The organism is Agromyces italicus DSM 16388, assembly GCF_000421545.1.
GTDB classification, from domain to species: domain Bacteria; phylum Actinomycetota; class Actinomycetes; order Actinomycetales; family Microbacteriaceae; genus Agromyces; species Agromyces italicus.
In genome coordinates, this window is sequence record NZ_ATXF01000011.1 from 69,421 (window position 1) to 88,734 (window position 19,314).

A 19,314-nucleotide genomic window follows, 5' to 3' on the forward strand; every position below is an offset into this window, starting at 1 on the left:
CGCACCGGGCGCGTGCCGCACGTCGCAGCGTCCGGCGAGAACGCAGGAGCCCCTGCGCTCCCAGGGGGATCGCAGGGGCTCCTGATCACGAGCTCGGGGTCAGCACTCCCGCAGTGTGGCGACGTTGCCGTTGAGCACGCCGTTGGAACCGAGGAGGGTCACCTGGCTCGCACCGAGTCGCAGCAGTTCGTTCCTCGTGCCATCGGCGAGGCAGGTCGCCGGCGAGAGGACGAGCGGGGCCTTCACGCCGCCGGCGAACGCCGCACCGGCGAGGGCATCGGGGAAGTTCATGCCGTTGGCCACGAAGACGCGCCTGCTCGAGGAGAACGCGTCTTTGTTGATGGCGAGACCGGTGCCGAATCGGTCGCTGCCGGAAACACGCTTCGTGTCGCTCGCATAACCCTTCAGTGCGTTGAGCACCGAATCGGAGATCATCGACTTGCCCCCGACCACGCGGATCTTGCTCGCGCCGAGACGCTTGACGAGCGCGTTGGTCGCCGAATCGAGCGACTTGCCCGGGGTCAGCACGACGGGCGAGCTGTAGCGGGCGCTCGCGGCGCTCGCACCGAGCGCGTCGGGGAAGTTCGCTCCCGACGCGACGTACACGGCCGTCGTCGCCGACGGGAACGCGTAGTCGACGACCTTGCGGCTGGTCGCGTAGCGGTCGGCGCCACCGAGTCGGGTGACCGGAGCGATCTTGCCGAATGCGCTTGCGGTCGAGGACGAGACCACGCCGGTGCCGCCGACGACGATGATCTTCTGCGGCTTCAGCCGCTTCAGTTCGGTCAGCAGCGCCGCCGGGGCCGAGCTCTTCGGCGTGAGGAGCAGCGGTCCGCCGCCCTTCGCCGCTGCCGGCGCGGCACCGAGCGCGTCGGCGAATCCATCGCCGGCGGCCACGTACACGATGGGAGCGGTCGTGGGGAACGCCGCCTTCGAGATGGCGATCGCCGTGCTGTAACGGTCGGCACCGGCGAGTCGATCGACCTTCGGCGTCGCCAGCACCGTCACGGTGCCGGTCGCTGCGCTCGACTTCGAGTACTTGCCGTAGCCGGCGACGATGCTCCATTTGTGCGCGCCGGCCGCAACGCCGGTCAGCGGAAGCGAGAAGCCGCCGCCGGTCTTGGTGAGCTTCGACGTCGACGTCGCCGTGGTCGAACCGTCCACGTACAGCGACACGACCGTGCCGCTCGGCGCCTGGGCGACCGAGCCCGCGAGCGATCCGCCTGCGAAGACGCGGTTGTAGCTCGGGGCGTTGACGGTCGGCGTGTTCACGGCCACCGAGAGCTGCCAGCCGGCGTTGTACTCGAGCACGTCCTGTCCGCGTGACGAGCTCATCGCGAAGAACGCGGCCAGCGGCTTCGTGGCGCAGGCGGTGTCACTCGCGTTCGAGCCCGAGGTGATGCCGACCGCGTAGTTGCCGACGAGCGCGGCGCCGCCGCTGTCGCCGGGGATGGCGCAGACGTTCGCGACCACGGAGTTGACGGTGCGGCCGCCGACCTCGACGGTCTGGAAGCCCTGCACGGTACCGCAGGTCCAGCCGGTGGTACGACCTGACTTGCACAGCTTCGCCCCGACCACGCCCGGCGTCGCGCCGCGAACGGTGACGGGCGTACCTGCAGTCGGAGCGCCCTTGCCGCCGCCCCACGTCGAGACCGTGGGCTTCGGCGTCCAGCCGGCAGCGACGGCGACACGCGCGGAGTCGACGTTCGAGCCGTACTTGACGGTGCCAGGCACCCGCGAGCCGAGGTGGGTGCCGACGTCGGTCAGACTGTCGGCCGGCTTCGACTGGGTCAGCGCGTAGAGCGGCGTGCTGTCGGTCGATTGGCCGTCGAGGCAGTGGCCCGCCGTCGCGAACTGGTGCGCGCCGTTCGAGGTCGCGCGACCGTTGAAGCCGACCGAGCAGAGGCTGTAGCCGTCACTCTTGCCGTCGCCGTTGCGGTCACCGACGTCGTACGTCCATCCGGTGCCGCCGACCAGGTCTGCCGCAGCGGTGAACGTGACGTCGGAGAAGTCGGCGCCCATGCCCTCGATCGGCTCGAAGACGGCCGTCGCGCCGACGGCGGCGACGGCCTCGGCCTGGGCCTCGTCGTCGACGAGCACCGTGAGTTCAGTTCCCTCGAGCACGGCGTCGTCGGTGGGCACGCCGAGCGTCGAAAGGTAGTCGAGCACGTCGCCGGCGTCGACCGCGGCGTCGGACTGGGCGAGGTACTCGGACGGGGTGAGGCCCAGATCGCTCTCGAGGGCGGCGACGAGCTCGCTCGGCAGCGCACTGGCTGCGGAGAGGTAGTTCTCGGCCGCGTACTCGCCCATCTCGGGCGTCTCGGCGACGGGTGCGTCATCGACGACGAACCCGCTCCCGGCGGACACTTCGGAGACGCCGACGGAACTCGGCGTGAGCGGCTCCGCAAGCGCCGCAGCAGGGGCGGCGATCGCGGTCAGACACACGCCGAAGGCCGTGACGACGGCCAAGAGTGTGCGAGAGGGGATTGTGGACATCGAGCACCTTTCGATTCGGGTCGGCACTCAAACTAGCAACCACCTAGCACAGGTGCGCGCACATGACGTCGTCCGACCTCCACGGCCCCGCCCGGGCGGGTGCCGAAGCCGTTCAGGAGACGTGCGTCGAGGCGCATGCGCGAGAATGGGATGCCTCATCTCGAAAGGACCCGAAATGCGCATCTCGGTGATCGGCTGCGGCTACCTCGGCGCCGTGCACGCCTCGGCGATGGCCGAACTCGGGCACCACGTCATCGGCATCGACGTCGACGAGGCGAAGATCGCCGAGCTCGCGGCCGCGCGGCCCCCGTTCTTCGAGCCGGGCCTCGCCGAGATCCTCCGCTCGGCGACGGCGACGGGGCGGCTGCGGTTCTCGACCGAGATCGCCGACGCGGCCGAAGCCGAAGTGCACTTCCTCGCCGTCGGCACGCCGCAGGCTACGGGCAGCAACGCCGCGGATCTGCGCTTCGTCGACGCGGCCTTCGACGCCGTCGTGCCCCACCTCGCCGACGGTGCGCTCGTCGTCGGCAAGAGCACCGTACCCGTCGGCACGGCGTCACGGCTCGCAGCGCGGCTCGCCGACGCGGCGCCGCACGCCTCGCTCGCCTGGAACCCCGAGTTCCTCCGTGAGGGCTACGCCGTGCGCGACACGCTCGAGCCCGACCGGCTCGTGTACGGGGTCGGCGACGACCACGCGGCATCCGTGCTCGACCAGGTGTACCGCGCCGCGATCGAGGCGGGCACACCGCGTATCATCACCGACTATGCGACCGCCGAGCTCGTCAAGGTCGCCGCGAACGCCTTCCTGGCCACGAAGATCAGCTTCATCAACGCGATGAGCGAGATCGCGGATGCCTCGGGCGCCGATGTCACCGCGCTCGCCGACGCCATCGGGCACGACGCCCGAATCGGCCGGCGCTTCCTCAACGCCGGGGTCGGGTTCGGCGGGGGATGCCTGCCGAAGGACATCCGCGCCTTCACCGCTCGCGCAGAAGAACTCGGCCGCGGCGAGGCGCTCGGATTCCTCCGCGAGGTCGACGCCATCAACCTGCGCCAACGGCAGCGTGCGGTCGACCTCGCCGTCGCCGCGCTCGACGGCAGTGCGCACCGCAAGCGCATCGCCGTGCTCGGCGTCACGTTCAAGCCCGAATCCGACGACGTGCGCGACTCGCCCGCGCTCGACGTCGCCGTGCAGCTCAAGGGCCTCGGCGCCGACGTCGTCGCGACCGACCCCGAGGGCATCGACAACGCGCGGGTCCGGCATCCCCAGCTCGACTACGTGACCTCGACCGGCGAGGCACTGCGCGGCGCCGACCTCGTCGTACTCGTCACCGAGTGGCGCGAGTACCGCGCACTCGACCCGGTGGAGACCGCCCGCCTCGTCGCCGGACGTCGCATCATCGACGGGCGCAACGTGCTCGACGCCGCGGCCTGGCGGGCGGCGGGCTGGGAGTACCGGGGGATCGGGCGGCCCTAGGCTCCTGGAGAACGACGAAACCCCCTCCTCGCGGAGGGGGTTTCTCACCGGTCGGGGTGACAGGATTTGAACCTGCGACCTCGTCGTCCCGAACGACGCGCGCTACCAAGCTGCGCCACACCCCGGTGGCCCGTCAGGGCCTCCACAAGGATAGCCGATAATTCTGCTCGCGCTGACCAGTTCGGGCGCCGCCCGTCGCGCGGGATCCGCGCCGAGACATCCGATGCCCTATTACTCGGCGGGAACCAGTGTGATGAGCGTCGCCTCGGGCGGGCACGCGAAGCGGACGGGCGCGAAGATCGAGGTGCCGAGACCGGCGGAGACGTTGAGGAACGCCGACCGCAGGCCGTGACGCCAGACGCTGAGCCCCTTCACCTGCCTGCGGGGGATGTCGCAGTTCGTGACCAGCGCACCGTACCCGGGCACGCAGACCTGGCCGCCGTGCGTGTGCCCGGCGAAGATCAGCTGGGCGCCGTGGTTCACGAAGGAGTTGAGCACGCGCTGATACGGCGCGTGCGCGACGCCGATGGTCACGGTCGGCCGCGTCGTGCGCTGCGGGGTCTCGTCGAGCCAGCTCTCGTCGCCGAGCGGGTCGTCGGCGCGGAGCTCGTCGATCGCTCCGGCGATGAGGTCGAGTCGGTCGTAGCCCTTGTGAGGGTCGTCGACGCCGAAGAACTCGAAGTGCGTGCCGCGGAGGTCGAGGGCGGCGGCGGTGTTGTCGAGGTCCTGCCAGCCGAGCTGGGCGAAGAACCCGTGCAGCGCCTCGATGTCGAGCCGCTTCGCCGTTCGGCGGAGACGCGATGGGCCGGCGAAGTACGCGAACGGGTTCTTCGGGGTGGGTCCGAAGTAGTCGTTCGAGCCGTTGACGAAGACACCGGGGATGCCCGCGAACGGCTCGAATGCGCGGCGGATACCCTCGAGGCCGCGCTCATGGCCGAGGTTGTCGCCCGTGTCGACGATGAGGTCGGGCTCGAGCAGGGCGAGCTCGCGCACCCACTCCTGCTTGTCGCGCTGCCACGGCGCCATGTGCAGGTCGGAGAGGTGCAGGATGCGGATCGGCTCGGCGCCCGCCGGCAGCACCGGCACCTCGGCACGGCGAAGCGTCCAGCGGGTCCGCTCGACGAGCGAACCCCAGGCGAACGCGGCGACGCCCGCCGCGCCGATCGCCAGGGCGATCCGCGCGACGGGCGTCAGACGCATGCTCAATCGTTGCCCGGACTGTTGCCGTCGGTGCCGGGCTTGCCATCGCCGTCGCCGCCGTCGCCGCCTCCGGTGTAGCGGCCGATGACGATCGTCACCTTCTGACCGGGCTTCGCATTCTCACCCGCGCCGGGCGACTGCGAGATGACGAGGCCGTTCTTGCTCTCGTCGTCCGTGTCTTCCTCCTCGCGGTCGACGCGGAACCCGGCTGCGCCGAGCGTCGCCTCGGCCACGTCGGCCTGCATGCCGGTCACGTCGGGTACGCCGCTCAGGTTGCCGCGGCTCGTCTTCAGCGAGATGATGGCGCCGCGACCGGCGGTGCCCGACGGGCTCTGGGCGCCGATCGTGCCCTTCGGCTGCGCCGCATCGACCTCGCCGTCCATGGTCCAGCCGAAGCCGGCCGCCTGGAGCGCCTTCTGGGCGGCTTCGGGCGAGAGACCGAGCACGTTCGGCACGGCGACCTGCGGCGCGTTCAGGTACGACGACTTCGGGTCGGGGAAGTCGCCGCCGCCGTACTTCGCATTCGCGACCGACATGATCCGCGGCCAGATGTTGTGGCGCAGGGTGGCCGCCTGCCCGGCGTCGAAATAGGTGTCACGCAGGTTGACGTGCCCGGTCGCGTTGTACACGCCGACGACCGTCGCAACCTTCGTCGTCGCACCGCTCATCCAAGTGGCTTCGTTGTTGTCGCTTGTTCCGGTCTTGCCGATCATCGGGTACCACGGGTCGACGTACGGCGACGACGAGGTGCCGGTGCCCTCGCTCATCACCTTCTGCATCGCATAGGCGGTCGCCGCGGCGACCTCGGGGGTGAGGCCCTGGGTGCACTCCGACTTCGGCACCTCGCGCTCATCGCCGTTGCCGTCGGTGATGCGGTCGATCGCGATCGGCGTGCATGCCTTGCCCTGGTTCGCGATGCCCGCGAATGCCGTGGCCATCGAGATCGGGGCGATCTCGTTGGTGCCGAGGATCGTCGAGGGGAACTGGAGCAGCGGCGTGTTGTCGGCGCGGTGCACGCCGAGCGACTCGGCGGTCTTCGTGATGCCGCACAGGTCGATCTGCTTCGCCATCGCGATGAAGCCCGTGTTGTAAGAGTTCACGGTGTTCTGCACGGCCGTCCAGTAGCCGCCCTGCTCGCCGCCGTCGTTCTTGGGGTTCTCCCATTCGCCGTTGTCGGTCATGGTGCCCTGGCAGCTGTTCTTGAAGTCACCCCAGGCTTCGCGGCGGCGGGCGTCGACGCCCTCGTTGAGCGCGTGCCCCTCTTTCAGCCACTCGGCGAGGGTGAACACCTTGTAGGTCGAGCCGGGCTGGAAGCCGCTCGAGCCGCCGTAGTCGATGTCGGCGTTGTAGTTGACGGCGTCGTAGCCGTCGCCCGTGACCTCGGGGTCGACGTTGTAGGTCGTGTTCTGCGCCATCGCGAGGATGCGCCCCGTGTCGACCTGCACCGACACGGCCGAGCCGCCGACGTCGATGCCCTCGGCCGAGGCGGGAACATTGTCGTGCACCGCACTGTAGGCCTCGGCCTGCATGTCCATGTCGATCGTCGTGTAGATGTCGAGCCCGCCGCGCTCGAGCATGCGAGCGCCCTCGTTCTCCTCGGTCTCGGGGTTGTCCATCTTGTTCTTGATCTCCCACGTGACGTAGTCGCAGAAGTACGCGTACACCTTCGAGGCCTGGCAGCCGCTCGACGGTTCGGTGATCTTGGGAGCGACCGGCTCGGCGACGGCCGCGTCGTGCTCCTCTTGCGTGATCTTCTTCTCCTCGAGCATCTTGCCGAGGATGTAGTCGCGGCGCTCCTTGTTGCGCGCATACGGCACGGTCTCACCGTCGACGACCGTGGCCGCGCCGTTGAGCTCGTCGTCGGGGTAGTCGAGGCGGAACTCCTCAGGACTGTTCACGATCGCGATGAGGCTCGCGGCCTGCGCGAGCGAGAGGTCCTTCGCGTTGGTGTGGAAGTAATACGAGGCGGCGGTCTGCACGCCGTAGATCTGGCCGCCGAAGCCCGCGATGTTCAGGTAGCCGCCGAGGATCACATCCTTCGAGTACTCCTTCTCGACGCTGATCGCGTACCGCATCTCCTTGAGCTTGCGGTCGACCGAGGTCTCCGTGTGCTTGTTCCACGCCGCAATGCGCTCTTCATCGGTCGTCGCCTTCGACATGTCGTTCGCGACGAGCACGTTCTTGACGTACTGCTGCGTGATCGACGACCCGCCCTGGGTGCCGCCGCCGGTCACCGTGGTCACCGCGCCACGCACGGTGCCCGCGATGTCGATGCCGCCGTGGTCGTAGAACCGCGGGTCCTCACCGGCGACCGCGGCGTCCTTCAGGTACTGCGAGATGTACTCGAACGCGACTTCTTCGCGGTTGTCGTCGTAGAAGTGGGCCATGGCCGAGGGCTTGCCGTCGGCCTTGACCGCGTAGATCGTCGACTTCTGCGCCAACTCGCCGATCTCGAGGTACCCGGGCAGGTTCTCGAACATCGTGATGCTGTTGTTGGCCGCCATGCCGGTCACGGCGAGGGCCGGGGTCACCGCGGCGGTCACGAGGACGCCGGCGAGAGCGCTCATGCCGACGAACCCGAGGATTCCGGTGCCGACGTCGCTCATCGTACGTTTTTGGGCAGACATATAGTGGAGCGTAACGGAGAAGGCTGGCAAATCCCGATATGTGCGCTGGGCGTCGCATCCGGAGGCGACACGCCGCGAACCGCGATTCCGCACGCATCCTGCACGAGACATCCACCGAGGGAGCCCACATGCCGGCCTGGGAGTACATCACCACCCCGCTGCTCATCCACAACACCGCCGCGATCCTCAACAACTGGGGGTCCGAGGGCTGGGAGCTCGTGCAGATCGTGCAGGGCCCCGAGGGCGGCCTCGTCGCCTACCTGAAACGCCCCAAGGGCGGCGAGGACTCGGCGGCGGCGTCGGCCGGTGCCGCAGCGGCCGCGCAGGCCGCGAAGCAGTTCGAGGGCGAGGGTCGCGCCTGATGGCCGCGTTCGAAGCACGGCTCGCCGAGCTCGGCATCGAGCTGCCCGACGTCGCGCCTCCCGTCGCAGCCTACGTGCCCGCCGTCGTCACCGGCCCGTACGTGCACACCTCGGGCCAGCTGCCGTTCACCGCGGGCGCGCTGCCGGCGACCGGCAAGGTCGGCGACGGCCACGGGCTCGTGCCGGCCGACGACGCGAAGGGTTACGCCCGCACCTGCGTGCTCAACGCCCTCGCCGCGGTGCGCGCCGAGATCGGATCGCTCGATCGTGTCACGCGCATCGTGAAGCTCGTCGGCTTCGTGGCCAGCGACCCGGGGTTCACCGGTCAGCCGGGGGTCATCAACGGGGCCTCCGAGGTGCTCGGCGAGATCTTCGGCGAGGCCGGTCGCCACGCGCGCTCGGCCGTCGGCGTCGCCGTGCTGCCGCTCGACTCGCCGGTCGAGCTCGAGCTCATCGTCGAGTTCGCCTGACCCTCGTACCTTCCTCCTCCTCCTCGGCCTCCTCCTCGGCCTCCTCCGGGTTTACAGGACATCGGCGCGTTTACAGGACGACCCTGCCCTGAAGTGTCCTGTAAACACGCTGATGTCCTGTCAACTCGCGGCGGGGGCGGCGCGGGGGCGTGGCGGGGGCGCGGGCGCGGGGCGTTCGGCGCACGGCGGGGTGACTCGTCTTCGACAGCGTGCGAATCGGTGATCCTTCCCACACGGGAGGCCTCCCGCGTCGTCGAACGGTCCGGCCGCGGCATCCTCGAAGGATGATGTCTGTCGAAGCCGCGCTCGGGCCGCTCAAGGCCGCCCACCGGCGAACGCTCCGCGAAGCCGGGGTGAGCGCGCTGCACGTGAAGCAGGCGGTCGCGGCGGGGCGCGTGCGCGCCATTCGCCGGGACTGGATCGCGGCGATCGACTGCAACCCCGCGCTCGAGCGCGCGTTGCAGGTCGGTGCGGCGCTCGGGTGCGTGTCTGCGGCGGCAGTGCACGGAATCTGGGAGTTCACCACCCCGGGGCTGCACGTGAGTGCGGGCCGACACGCGTCGCGGCTGGTGTTCGAGCCGCCCAGCTGGGCGCGAGATCGGCGACCGCTCCGTATCCAGTTCGACGGTTTCGGTCCGCACAGCGGGAGAGCACAGCGCACCAAAGACCTTCGCGAAGACGAGCGACTCGTGCGCCGCGGCTACATCGTCCTGCGGTACGGCTCTGACCAGGTCGAATACGACTGGCCGACGGTCGAGTCGACCGTGCTCAGCCTGATCGCGCAGGGTCGTCACCTCTGGTGAACGCGGCTGCACGAGCGGGGATGCCTCGGCGGAATCGATTCCGCCGAGGCATCCCTGTTCTCAGCCGCAGCCGCAGCCTCCCCGCCGCGCTTCGGTCACCCCCGCGTTTACAGGACATTCGCGTGTTTGCAGGACACTCCGACGCCAGGGCGTCCTGCAAACCGCGCGATGTCCTGTAAACCCGAGGAGGGCGGCAACGCGAAGCGGCTACTTCACCTGCTCGCTGATGATCTGCATGATCGAGGTGTCGGCCAGGGTCGTCGTGTCGCCGATCTGGCGGCCCTCGGCGAGGTCGCGCAGCAGGCGCCGCATGATCTTGCCCGAGCGCGTCTTCGGCAACTCGTTGACGATGAACACCTGACGGGGTCGGGCGATGGCGCCGATCTGGGTCGCGACGTGCTTGCGCAGCTCTTCGGATGCCGCAGGCAGGTCGGCTGCCGCGGCCTCGACCTGGCTCTCCTTCAGGATGACGAAGGCGACGACCGCCTGACCTGTGGTCTCGTCGGCTGCGCCGACGACGGCGGCCTCGGCCGTCCACGGGTGGGCGACGAGCGACGACTCGATCTCGGCGGTCGAGAGCCGGTGGCCCGACACGTTCATCACGTCGTCGACCCGTCCGAGCAGCCAGATGTCGCCGTCCTCGTCGCGGCGGGCGCCGTCGCCGGCGAAGTACTTGTCGCCGAACTTCTCCCAGTACGTCTCTTTGAAACGCTCGGGATCGCCCCAGATGCCGCGCAGCATCGACGGCCAAGGCTCCGTGACGACGAGGAGCCCGCCGTCTTCGCCCTCGACGGGGGCGCCGTCGTCGCTGAGGATGTCGATGGAGACGCCCGGCACCGGCACCTGCGCCGAACCCGGCTTCAGGTCGGTGACCCCGGGCAGTGCCGAGATCATGATCGCGCCGGTCTCCGTCTGCCACCACGTGTCGACGACGGGGATGGACCCGCCGCCGATGACGTGGCGGTACCAGATCCACGCCTCGGGGTTGATCGGCTCGCCGACCGAGCCGAGCAGGCGCAGCGAGCGCAGGTTGAATTGCTGCGGGATCTGCCGGCCGAGCTTCATGAACGAGCGGATCGCCGTCGGCGCGGTGTAGAGGATCGAGACCTTGTACTTCTCGACGATCTCCCACCAGCGGCCGGGGTGAGGGGTGTCGGGAGTGCCCTCGTAGAGAACCTGCGTCGCCGCGTTGGCGAGGGGACCGTAGACGACGTACGAGTGGCCCGTGATCCAGCCCACATCGGCGGTGCACCAGTAGACGTCGGTCTCGGGATGGAGGTCGAAGACGTTCTTGTGGGTGAACGCGGCCTGGGTGAGGTAGCCGCCGCTCGAGTGCACGACGCCCTTCGGCTTGCCGGTGGTGCCGCTCGTGTAGAGGATGAACAGCGGGTGCTCGGCGTTGAAGGCGCGGGCATCGTGCGATGCGGATGCCTCGGCCACGGTGTCGTGCCACCAGTGGTCGCGGCCGTCGATGAGGTCGACCTCGTTGCCGGTGCGGCGCACGACGAGGACGTTCTCGATCGACCCGGCGGACTTCGCGATCGCCTCGTCGACCGTCGGCTTCAGCGGGAACACGCGACCCTTGCGGTAACCGCCGTCGGCGGTGATCACGAGCTTCGCCTCGGCGTCGTCGATGCGCGAGGCGAGGCTGTCTGAGCTGAACCCGCCGAAGACGACCGAGTGGATGGCGCCGATGCGCGCGACGGCGAGCATCGAGACGATCGCCTCGGGAATCATGGGCAGGTAGATGGCGACCCGGTCGCCCTCGCCGACGCCGAGGCCCTCGAGCACGTTCGCGGCGCGCTTGACCTCATCGGTGAGTTCGGCGTAGGTGATGTCGCGGCTGTCGCCGGGTTCGCCTTCGAAGTGGATGGCGACGCGGTCGCCGAGGCCCGCCTCGACGTGGCGGTCGAGGCAGTTCTCAGCGACGTTGAGTTCGCCGTCGTCGAACCACTTCGCGAACGGCGGGTTCGACCAGTCGAGGGTGCGGGTGAACGGCTTCTGCCAGGTGACGAGCTCTCGCGCCTGCTCGGCCCAGAAGCCGAGGCGGTCGGCGCGCGCCGACTCGTAGAGCTCTTCACCGGCGACGGCTTGGGCGGCGAACTCGGGGCTCGGACGGAAGCGCCTGATCTCCTCGAGTGCGTGATCGATCTGAACGGTCATGGTTCTCCGGTCGCTCCTTCGCGATCTGTTTCATCGGTTGGGTCGCCTGCCCCAAGCAGCACCCTACCCCGCGCTCACGGATGCGTCGGACGAGCGGCGAAACACATCGTCCGTTTGCTCTTCCGCGCACGGCCTCGGAGGTATTACTGTGCCTTTGCGCAAGGAAATCTGTGTGTCCGCACAAATGAGGACAAAAATACTTGCGCATTCAATTTGAAGCCCTACACTGAATACCGCCCGAACACTCGTTTCGAGGCCTGCAGCGCTCGCGATTCCCCCCAATCCTTGCGCTGCCGAGGCGGCACCTGTTCCCCCCAATGGGTGCCGCCCCCTTTTTCGTCAACAGCACCTCACGCGGGTGCGGGTCGAGTCCTCCTCCACAACGACGTGGAGGAGGACTTCTTCTTGTGCATCGTCGAGTGGATGCCTCGGGGCTCACCTCGCTCCGTACGCTCGCCGCATGTCCATCCCATTCGTGGCGACGCCCTCCTGGCAGACGTCTGAACACGCCGCGTCGAGTCTTTCGTCGATGATTCGGGCCGCGCCATCGCAGCCGGTGCCGTCGGTGGTCGCGACCGATGACCGGTTCGCCGAGATCCTCACCGGCTTCGAGCCCGAGCCCGGGCCTCAGCCTGAGCCCGTGCCCGGCCCGGGGCTCGCGGCGGCGTGGGCGGCGACGCACGCGGCGCAATCCCGCCTCGACCTCGACGCGCTCGGCGCACTCGCACCCTTCGCCGCCGACGGGCCGGTCACCGACCTGTTCGTCAACGGAGGCGCCGGGCTTTGGGTCGATCGGGGCGACGGGGCCCGCCGTGAACCCGGTTGGACGGCGGAGGAGCCCGAGGTGCGCGCGCTCGCCGTGAAACTCATCGCCCGCGGCGGGCGCCATGTCGACGAGGCTACCCCGACCGTCGACGTCCGGCTCGGGCTCGGCATCCGCGTGCACGTGGTGCTTCCGCCCGTCTCGACCGGGGGCACGCTCATCTCGGTGCGCATCCCGAGGGCGGCCGGCCGTTCGCTCGCCGAGCTCGCGGGCACCGGCATGCTCGACGCGGTGCAGCGCGAGCTCCTCGAGCTCGCGGTGCGCGAACGCCGGAACGTCCTCGTGACCGGTGCAGGGGGCACCGGCAAGACGACGATGCTCGCGGCGATGCTGAGCGGTGCGCCCGAGCACGAGCGGATCGTCGTCATCGAGGACGTCGCAGAACTCCAGCTCGCGCACCCGCACGTCGTCTCGCTCGAGGCGCGACAGGCGAACCTCGAGGGCAGCGGGCGCATCGGCCTCGACGCCCTGCTTCGCGAGGCGCTGCGCATGCGCCCTGATCGGCTCGTGGTCGGCGAGTGCCGCGGCGCCGAACTGCGCGAACTCCTCGCGGCACTCAACACCGGCCACGACGGCGGAGCCGGAACCCTTCACGCCAACTCGCTCGCCGATGTTCCCGCGCGACTCGAGGCGCTCGGCGCGACCGCCGGGCTCTCGCCCGACGCCGTGGCGAGGCAGACGGCGAGTGCCTTCGACCTGGTACTGCACCTCGAACGCGTCGACGGATGCCGGCGGCTCGCCCAGATCGGCAGATTCGCCGTGCACGGTGATCGGCTCGGGGTGGAGCCGCTGTGACCGCGCTGACGAAGCTCCTGCGCCGTCGCGCGGCCGACCCGGGTGCGGGCATCGATGCGATCGCGTCGATCAGCGAGCGGCTGGCGGTGCTCCTCGCGGCGGGGGTTCCGGCATCGAGCGCCTGGCGTCACGTGTCGGCCAAGAACGGGCCGGGGCCCGGGTCCGGAGGCGGTGCCGGTGGGGTGCGCGGTGCGGCCGGCCAGGTCGCCGCCGTCGTCACGGGCGACGAACGGGTGCTCTCCGCGGCCGCCGAGGCGGCGTCGCAGGGAGAGCCGGTCGCGGCGGCGATCGCCGTCGCGCGCGCGGCCCACCCCGAGGCATCCCTCGCCTGGCCCGTGCTCGCTGCAGCCTGGTCGGTCGCCGCCGAGTCGGGCGCGCCGCTCGCAGCGAGCCTGCGGAGCCTCGCCGTCGTGCTGCGCGACGAGGCGCAGCTCCGTCGCGACGTCGGCACGGCGCTCGCGGGCCCCGCTGCGAGCGCGCGGCTCGTGACCGCGCTTCCCCTGATCGCGGTGGCGTTCGGTGCGACGCTCGGCTTCGACACCATCGGCGTGCTCATCGGCAACCCGATCGGCATCGCCTGTCTCGTGCTCGGCGCATTGTTGCTGTGGGGCGGATCGCGGTGGAACCGTCGGCTCGCACGCACCGCCTCGCTCTCGCGAGCCGACGCCGGGCTCGAGCTCGAACTGCTCGCGATCGCGATGTCGAGCGGTGCCTCGATCGATCGGGCCAGGGCGCTCACCCGCGAGACCATGCGCACCCACGTGCCGCACTCGGACGACGGCCGCACCGTCGACGAGGTCGTCGCACTCGCGGCCCGGGCGGGTGCACCGGTCGCCGAGCTGCTCCGGGCCGAGGCGTTCCGGGTGCGCCGGGCAGCGCGCTCGGCGGGGGCCGCGAGGGCGGCCGCGCTCGGCGTGCGACTCATGCTGCCGCTCGGCCTCTGCGTGCTGCCGGCGTTCGTGCTGCTCGGGGTCGCGCCGCTCATGATCTCCGTCGTCACGGGCACCCTCGGCGGTGCGGCGTGACGGCCCAGGACTCGTGCCGACCATCCGCCGGACCACCGGCGCTACAGAAGGGAACCCCATGCAGAACTCCGATGACCACGTCGACGAGCGAGCGCGATCGGGCAACGTCGCATCGAGCGTCGCACCGCCGCCCCGCGACGTCGAGCCTGCCTCGCGGCGGTCAACGGCCCGCCGTCTCCTCCTCCGCCTCGCCGGGGAGCGCGGGGCCGCCACCGCAGAGTACGCGGTCGCGACCATGGCGGCGGTCGGTTTCGCGGGCCTGCTCGTCGTCATCCTCCGCGGCGACGAGGTACGCGGCATCCTCACCGATCTCGTGCGGAATGCGCTCACGGTGGGGTGACCGGGAGCGGGGCAGCGTGACGGCGGAGTTCGCCGTCGCGCTGCCGGCGGTCGCGCTCGTGCTCGCCGGATGCCTCGCCTCGGTGCAGCTCGCCGCCCAGCAGGTTCGGCTCACCGACGCCGCCGCCGACGCGGCCCGGGCGCTCGGGCGGGGCGAGTCGAGCGCCACGGCGCAGGCGATCGCCGTGCGAGTCGCGGGGGCCGCAGCGCTCGAGGTCGCGGAGGAAGGAGAGTTCGTCTGCGCTCGGCTCACCGCCTCGGGCGCAGGGATGCTTGCGGCCGTGCGGCTGAGCGCGGAGTCCTGCGCCGTCGGGGGTGGTCGATGAGTCGGCCGGGCGGCCGCCTGGCGGGCAGCCCGGGCGGCGGCGGTCTGGCCGGCAGTCTGACTGCCGGCCAGACTGCCGGCCGCGTTGCCGGCCAGGCTGCCGGCCGCGTTGCCGGCCCCGCTGCCGGCCCTGCTGCGGATCGTGGCGCCGCCTCCGTCGTCGCACTGGGGCTCGTCGGGGCGATCCTCGGGCTCACGGCGCTCGTCGTGCCGGTGCTCGGGGCGTTCGTCGGGTCTCAGCGGGCCGCGAATGCGGCCGACGCCGCCGCGCTCGCGGCCGCCGACGCGTCGAGCGGCGCCGTGCCAGGGGTGCCCTGCGCCCTCGCCTCGGCGCTCGCGCAGCGGAACGGCGCCGACCTCGTGTCGTGCGAGCTCGACGGGCCGGCCGCCACGGTGGCGGTGCGCACCGTGGTGCTCGGCTTCACGCTGGCGGCGACGGCGCGCGCCGGACCGCCCGGCTGGTCGGGCTGACCTCCCAGCGCGGCGGGACGCGTACGCCCGTGGTCGCGCCGCGTCGAGTCAGTCGAAGACGGTCTCGATGAATCGGTACTCGACCGCCGACGGGCGGGGATCATCGGGCGTCTCGAACTCGAGCCCGGCCGATCGGGAGTAGACGTAGTGCTTTCCCGCATCGGTGTTGAGCTCGAGGCGCGGCCTGGGGTCGCCGGAATCGAGGAAGGCCGTCGCGACGGTCTTGCCTTCGAGCGGCCCGTCGATCAGCTTGGCCGTGTACGAGCCGTGAGATGACGTGTCCATGCCGCCATTCTCCTCCCGGCCTGCGGATGCGCAAGAGGGTCGCGGCGAGTCGCTCCTCGCCGTATGGACGCGGTGGAGTGGGCGCTCTTCCGGTCAGGGTGTGTATCGTGTGGCTGTCGGCGGAGCGTTCCGCCGGACATGGCACACCGCTCGGGGGCGCGGCATACATTGTGCGTTCTCGTCTCATTCGAGCTGTCAGAAGGAGTCTGGTGTCAGGCGCGAAGAAGTTGGTCATCGTGGAGTCGCCGACCAAGATGAAGTCCATCGCCCAGTACTTGGGCGAGGGGTACGAGGTGCTGAGCTCGGTCGGTCACATCCGCGATCTCATCGAGCCCAAGAACCTGCCCGCCGAGCTCAAGAAGGGCCCGCTCGGCAAGTTCTCGGTCGACGTCGACAACGGCTTCGAGCCGTACTACGTCGTCTCCGACTCCAAGAAGAAGACGGTCGCCGAACTCAAGCGCGCCCTGAAGAACGCCGATGAACTCCTGCTCGCCACCGATGAGGACCGCGAGGGCGAGGCCATCGCGTGGCACCTCCTCCAGGAGCTGAAGCCCAAGGTCCCCGTGCGCCGCATGGTCTTCCACGAGATCACGAAGGACGCCATCCAGAAGGCGAAGGACAACACCCGCGAGCTCGACACCGCGCTCGTCGACGCCCAGGAGACCCGCCGCATCCTCGATCGCCTCTACGGCTACGAGGTCTCGCCGGTGCTCTGGCGCAAGGTCGGCCCTGGCCTCTCAGCGGGCCGCGTCCAGTCGGCCGCCACGCGGCTCGTCGTCGACCGCGAACGCGAGCGGCTCGCCTTCGTCGCGGCCGGCTACTGGGACCTGATCGGCACCTTCGCCACGGATGCCCCGGGCAGCGCGTTCGACGCGAAGCTCGTGCGTGTCGGCGGTGAGCGCATCGCGACCGGCCGCGACTTCGACGACTCCGGAACGCTCACCTCGAAGGCCGTCGTCATCGACGAGACGACCGCCGACGCGCTGGCCTCGGCGCTCCGCGACGACACCGTCGCCCGTCGCGTCTCGAAGCTCGAGACAAGGCCGTACTCGCGCCGGCCGGCTGCCCCGTTCACCACCTCGACACTCCAGCAGGAGGCCGCGCGCAAGCTGCGGCTCTCGGCGAAGGACACGATGCGCGTGGCGCAGTCGCTCTACGAGAACGGCTACATCACCTATATGCGCACCGACTCGAACTCGTTGTCGCAGCAGGCGATCTCGGCGGCGCGCGCGCAGGCGACGTCGCTCTACGGCGCCGACTCGGTGCCCGACAAGCCCCGCGTCTACGCGGGCAAGTCGAAGAACGCGCAGGAGGCGCACGAGGCGATCCGCCCCTCTGGCGAGGTCTTCCGCACCCCTGCCTCCCTTCAGAGCGCACTGCGCGGGCGCGAGTTCGACCTCTACGACCTCATTTGGAAGCGCACGGTCGCCTCGCAGATGGCCGATGCGAAGGGGCAGACGGCGACGGTCACGATCGAGGTCGGCCCGACGAAGACGGATGCCCCGGCTCCGGCCGCGCCGACGACGAAGGTCGGCGGCACCATCGCCGAGTTCACCGCGAGCGGCACCGTCATCACCTTCCGCGGGTTCCTCGCGGCCTATGAAGAGGGCCGCGACGAGGAGCGCAACCGCGACGACGCCTCGGGCGACGCCAAGCTCCCGCAGCTGGCCGAGGGGCAGCAGTTGACGCTCGACCTGCTCGAGGCCAAGGGTCACGAGACGAGCCCTCCGCCGCGCTACACCGAGGCGAGCCTCGTCAAGCGACTCGAGGAGCTCGGCATCGGTCGACCCTCGACGTTCGCCTCGATCATCTCGACGATCATCGACCGCGGATACGTCACCCAGCGCGGCCAGGCGCTCGTACCGAGCTGGATCGCGTTCTCGGTCGTGCGCCTCCTCGAGGAGCACTTCGGCGACCTCGTCGAGTACGACTTCACGGCCGAGATGGAGGATGACCTCGACCACATCGCCGCAGGCGAGGCCGACCGGGTCGACTGGCTCTCGAGCTTCTACTTCGGCTCCGACAAGCACCGCGGGCTCCGTCAGGTCGTCGACAACCTCGGCGAGATCGACGCGCGCGAGATCAACTCGGTCGTGATCGCGCCCGACATCACGCTGCGCATCGGCAAGTACGGCCCGTACCTCGAGACGGTCGACCCCGAGGCCGCGCCCTCGGCGACGGGTGAGCCGACGCCGCGCCGGGTGAACCTGCCCGAAGGGCTCGCGCCCGACGAACTCACCGAGGCGAAGGCACGCGAACTGATCGAGGCGCCCGTACAGGGTGACCGCGTGCTCGGCGTGAACCCCGAGAACGGCAAGCAGGTCGTCGCGAAGGACGGCCGCTTCGGGCCGTACGTCACCGAACTCGAGCCCGAGGCGGCCGCGCCGGCTGAGGCGACCGTCGACCCCGCGACCGGCGAGGTGGTCGAGGCGGCTGCGAAGCCGAAGCGCGGAGCGAAGAAGTCCGCCGCGCCGAAGCCCCGCACCGCGTCGCTGTTCAAGAGCATGCACCTCGAGGAGATCGATCTCGAGACGGCCTTGAAGCTGCTCGATCTGCCCCGCGTCGTCGGCGCCGACCCCGAGTCGGGCGTCGCGATCACCGCGCAGAACGGCCGCTACGGCCCGTACCTCAAGAAGGACGCCGATACGCGCACCCTGCCCAGCGAAGACGCGATCTTCGACCTCGATCTGACCGGCGCCCTCGAGCTGTTCGCGCAGCCGAAGTACGGCGCCCGTCGCGCGTCGAGCGCGTTGAAGGAGTTCGACAACGACCCGGTGAGCGGCAAGCCGATCAAGGTGAAGGACGGCCGCTTCGGACCGTACGTCACCGACGGCACGACGAACGCGACGATCCCGCGCGCCGAGTCGGTCGAGGACATCACCTTCGAGCGTGCCGTCGAACTGCTGCAGATCAAGCGAGACAAGGGCCCGGCCGCACCGCGCAAGAAGGCGCCGGCCAAGAAGCCGGCCGCGAAGAAGGCGGCGTCGAAGAAGTGAGCGGTTCGGGGCTGTTCATCACCCTCGAGGGGGGCGACGGCTCGGGCAAGACCACGCAGGCCGAACTGCTCGGCGAGTGGCTGACCGGGCAGGGGCGCACGGTCGTGCGCACCCGCGAGCCGGGCGGTACCGAGGTCGGCGTCGAGGTGCGCGAGATCGTCCTGCACCACCGCGGCGACATCGCGCCGCGCGCCGAGGCCCTGCTCTACGCGGCCGACCGTGCGCATCACGTCGCGACGGTCGTGCGGCCGGCACTCGAACGCGGCGACGTCGTCCTCCAGGATCGCTACATCGACTCCTCGGTGGCCTATCAGGGCGCCGGGCGGGTGCTCGACCCGGCGGCGGTGCGCGGGCTCTCCGAGTGGGCGACGGAGGGGCTCGTGCCCGACCTCACCGTGCTGCTCGACCTCGACGCCGCCGCCGCCCGGGGGCGTCTCGACGGGGCGCGCACGCGTTACGACCGGCTCGAGGCCGAGGCATCCGCGTTCCACGACCGGGTGCGCGCCGCCTACCTCGGACTCGCCGAGGCCGAGCCCGGGCGGTTCCTCGTCGTCGATGCGGCGCTGCCGGTCGAGGAGATCGCGCTCGCGATCCGCGTGCGGGTCGGCGCACTCCTGGGCGACCGCTGAGCCCGTCGTCGGCGGCGGAAGGTAGCGT

Annotated in this window: 15 protein-coding genes, 1 tRNA gene and 1 pseudogene; 11 read left to right on the forward strand and 6 right to left on the reverse strand. The window is 70.3% G+C overall.

Features of this window, described 5'->3' with window-relative positions:
• Positions 1-99 precede the first annotated feature (99 nt).
• Positions 100-2,496: a cell wall-binding repeat-containing protein gene (locus H516_RS0116200; RefSeq protein ID WP_157432300.1), complete on the reverse strand. Its 2,397-nt coding sequence runs from the start codon at positions 2,494-2,496 to the stop codon at positions 100-102.
• A 175-nt stretch (positions 2,497-2,671) separates the two neighbouring features.
• Here H516_RS0116200 and H516_RS0116205 point away from each other — a divergent pair, with 175 nt between their 5' ends.
• A complete protein-coding gene (locus H516_RS0116205) occupies positions 2,672-3,973 on the forward strand; it encodes a UDP-glucose dehydrogenase family protein (protein ID WP_022890755.1) in 1,302 nt (433 codons plus the stop codon).
• Positions 3,974-4,024: 51 nt separating this feature from the next.
• Here H516_RS0116205 and H516_RS0116210 read toward each other — a convergent pair.
• The 3 genes from H516_RS0116210 to H516_RS20690 all read right to left on the reverse strand — a co-directional run bounded on the left by H516_RS0116210 (position 4,025) and on the right by H516_RS20690 (position 7,779).
• A tRNA-Pro gene (locus tag H516_RS0116210) sits at positions 4,025-4,098 on the reverse strand.
• A 106-nt stretch (positions 4,099-4,204) separates the two neighbouring features.
• Positions 4,205-5,173: a metallophosphoesterase gene (locus tag H516_RS0116215; RefSeq protein WP_022890756.1), complete on the reverse strand. Its 969-nt coding sequence runs from the start codon at positions 5,171-5,173 to the stop codon at positions 4,205-4,207.
• A 2-nt stretch (positions 5,174-5,175) separates the two neighbouring features.
• A complete protein-coding gene (locus H516_RS20690) occupies positions 5,176-7,779 on the reverse strand; it encodes a transglycosylase domain-containing protein (RefSeq protein ID WP_022890757.1) in 2,604 nt (867 codons plus the stop codon).
• Between the two features lie 149 nt (positions 7,780-7,928).
• Here H516_RS20690 and sp36 point away from each other — a divergent pair, with 149 nt between their 5' ends.
• The 3 genes from sp36 to H516_RS0116235 all read left to right on the forward strand — a co-directional run bounded on the left by sp36 (position 7,929) and on the right by H516_RS0116235 (position 9,435).
• Positions 7,929-8,162, forward strand: coding sequence for a Sp36 family protein (sp36, locus tag H516_RS0116225; RefSeq protein WP_022890758.1), 234 nt, complete (start codon positions 7,929-7,931; stop codon positions 8,160-8,162).
• Positions 8,162-8,632, forward strand: coding sequence for a RidA family protein (locus H516_RS0116230; protein ID WP_022890759.1), 471 nt, complete (start codon positions 8,162-8,164; stop codon positions 8,630-8,632). Before sp36 ends, H516_RS0116230 begins: the two co-directional genes overlap by 1 nt.
• Before the next feature lie 287 nt (positions 8,633-8,919).
• On the forward strand, positions 8,920-9,435 hold the full coding sequence (locus H516_RS0116235; protein WP_157432302.1) for a hypothetical protein: 516 nt from the start codon (positions 8,920-8,922) through the stop codon (positions 9,433-9,435).
• Positions 9,436-9,642: 207 nt separating this feature from the next.
• On the opposite strand, the gene acs is transcribed toward H516_RS0116235, so the two are convergent.
• Positions 9,643-11,598, reverse strand: a complete 1,956-nt coding sequence (gene acs, locus H516_RS0116240) for an acetate--CoA ligase (RefSeq protein ID WP_022890761.1) — start codon at positions 11,596-11,598, stop codon at positions 9,643-9,645.
• A 460-nt stretch (positions 11,599-12,058) separates the two neighbouring features.
• Here acs and H516_RS20695 point away from each other — a divergent pair, with 460 nt between their 5' ends.
• From H516_RS20695 to H516_RS21910, 5 genes and pseudogenes are all read left to right on the forward strand, one after another.
• Positions 12,059-13,216, forward strand: coding sequence for a TadA family conjugal transfer-associated ATPase (locus H516_RS20695; RefSeq protein ID WP_245561864.1), 1,158 nt, complete (start codon positions 12,059-12,061; stop codon positions 13,214-13,216).
• Positions 13,213-14,241, forward strand: coding sequence for a type II secretion system F family protein (locus H516_RS0116250; RefSeq protein ID WP_022890763.1), 1,029 nt, complete (start codon positions 13,213-13,215; stop codon positions 14,239-14,241). Before H516_RS20695 ends, H516_RS0116250 begins: the two co-directional genes overlap by 4 nt.
• A 190-nt stretch (positions 14,242-14,431) precedes the next feature.
• Positions 14,432-14,581: pseudogene (locus H516_RS22950) on the forward strand (DUF4244 domain-containing protein); the annotation flags it as partial.
• 16 nt (positions 14,582-14,597) lie between these two features.
• Positions 14,598-14,906, forward strand: coding sequence for a TadE family type IV pilus minor pilin (locus H516_RS0116260; protein WP_245561865.1), 309 nt, complete (start codon positions 14,598-14,600; stop codon positions 14,904-14,906).
• On the forward strand, positions 14,903-15,376 hold the full coding sequence (locus H516_RS21910; RefSeq protein WP_022890765.1) for an Rv3654c family TadE-like protein: 474 nt from the start codon (positions 14,903-14,905) through the stop codon (positions 15,374-15,376). The genes H516_RS0116260 and H516_RS21910 overlap by 4 nt, the downstream gene beginning before the upstream one ends.
• Before the next feature lie 48 nt (positions 15,377-15,424).
• Here the strand turns inward: H516_RS21910 and H516_RS0116270 are convergent, their stop codons facing one another.
• Entirely contained in the window at positions 15,425-15,661 is a 237-nt protein-coding gene (locus H516_RS0116270; RefSeq protein ID WP_022890766.1) for a hypothetical protein, read from the reverse strand.
• Positions 15,662-15,870: 209 nt separating this feature from the next.
• Between H516_RS0116270 and topA the strand changes: the two genes are divergently transcribed.
• Together topA and tmk are read left to right on the forward strand one after the other, a co-directional pair.
• On the forward strand, positions 15,871-18,657 hold the full coding sequence (gene topA, locus H516_RS0116275) for a type I DNA topoisomerase (RefSeq protein ID WP_022890767.1): 2,787 nt from the start codon (positions 15,871-15,873) through the stop codon (positions 18,655-18,657).
• A complete protein-coding gene (gene tmk, locus H516_RS0116280) occupies positions 18,654-19,286 on the forward strand; it encodes a dTMP kinase (RefSeq protein WP_022890768.1) in 633 nt (210 codons plus the stop codon). The genes topA and tmk overlap by 4 nt, the downstream gene beginning before the upstream one ends.
• Positions 19,287-19,314 lie beyond the last annotated feature (28 nt).

Coding starts and splice junctions, on each gene's coding strand:
- H516_RS0116200 (WP_157432300.1), bottom strand. CDS start 2,496: ATGTCCACAATCCCCTCTCGCACACTCTTGGCCGTCGTCACGGCCTTC.
- H516_RS0116205 (WP_022890755.1), top strand. CDS start 2,672: ATGCGCATCTCGGTGATCGGCTGCGGCTACCTCGGCGCCGTGCACGCC.
- H516_RS0116215 (WP_022890756.1), bottom strand. CDS start 5,173: ATGCGTCTGACGCCCGTCGCGCGGATCGCCCTGGCGATCGGCGCGGCG.
- H516_RS20690 (WP_022890757.1), bottom strand. CDS start 7,779: ATGAGCGACGTCGGCACCGGAATCCTCGGGTTCGTCGGCATGAGCGCT.
- sp36 (WP_022890758.1), top strand. CDS start 7,929: ATGCCGGCCTGGGAGTACATCACCACCCCGCTGCTCATCCACAACACC.
- H516_RS0116230 (WP_022890759.1), top strand. CDS start 8,162: ATGGCCGCGTTCGAAGCACGGCTCGCCGAGCTCGGCATCGAGCTGCCC.
- H516_RS0116235 (WP_157432302.1), top strand. CDS start 8,920: ATGTCTGTCGAAGCCGCGCTCGGGCCGCTCAAGGCCGCCCACCGGCGA.
- acs (WP_022890761.1), bottom strand. CDS start 11,598: ATGACCGTTCAGATCGATCACGCACTCGAGGAGATCAGGCGCTTCCGT.
- H516_RS20695 (WP_245561864.1), top strand. CDS start 12,059: ATGTCCATCCCATTCGTGGCGACGCCCTCCTGGCAGACGTCTGAACAC.
- H516_RS21910 (WP_022890765.1), top strand. CDS start 14,903: ATGAGTCGGCCGGGCGGCCGCCTGGCGGGCAGCCCGGGCGGCGGCGGT.
- H516_RS0116270 (WP_022890766.1), bottom strand. CDS start 15,661: ATGGACACGTCATCTCACGGCTCGTACACGGCCAAGCTGATCGACGGG.